This window comes from Ruminococcus sp. AF20-12LB, assembly GCF_003478985.1.
Taxonomy (GTDB): domain Bacteria; phylum Bacillota; class Clostridia; order Lachnospirales; family Lachnospiraceae; genus Blautia_A.
This window is the reverse complement of the sequence record NZ_QUGH01000039.1, coordinates 1-596: the sequence shown is the minus strand read 5'-3', so window position 1 is coordinate 596 and position 596 is coordinate 1. Positions and strand designations below refer to the sequence as shown.

Here is a 596-nt window from a genome sequence, read left to right as displayed (position 1 = left end):
GGTTGAATGAAAAAGTAACTTCCACCATGTGCTAGTACTGATAAGTAAAGGGATTTCTGCAGAATTAATTTCTACAAGATATAGATATTTACACAAAACAAAACTATAATATAAGGAGAAAACACCGTGTTTTTACGGGATTGGAACATCACGAAAGGACCGCTGGCTGTTCTTTGCAAGGGTAACTTCCACCGGTCTGGAGAATACGATGCCGGAAATGAATGTGATATTTAGTGCTTTAACAGCGTGGGTTTTAATATCACCTGATCCGCGGGTATATCTTTAAGATCGCAAAGTTCCAATAGTTTTCTGTCTATCAGTAACTGAGCCAGTTTAAATGGGGTACAGCCGTTTAAACTGGCTCTTGCCACGCTATTGATATGGTTAGCTATCAGAGTTACCTTGCTCTGGTTCAGTTGTGCGAAGCCGATACCTTTGGGAAGGATATAACGGATAAATTCATGGTTTTTTTCCAACTTGCCTTTCTGCCAGGACGACATAGGATCACAGTAGAAAACCCGGGATAAACGAGCTGTATCTCCAGGACGTTCAAATATTTCAGGGTCTTTAAAAGAGGAGCCATTGTCTGTGAGGAT

Annotated in this window: 1 pseudogene; it reads right to left on the bottom strand. The window is 40.8% G+C overall.

Annotation, left to right across the window (positions count from 1 at the left end):
* Positions 1 to 230: 230 nt before the first annotated feature.
* Positions 231 to 596: pseudogene (locus DWX61_RS18740) on the bottom strand (IS30 family transposase); the annotation flags it as partial.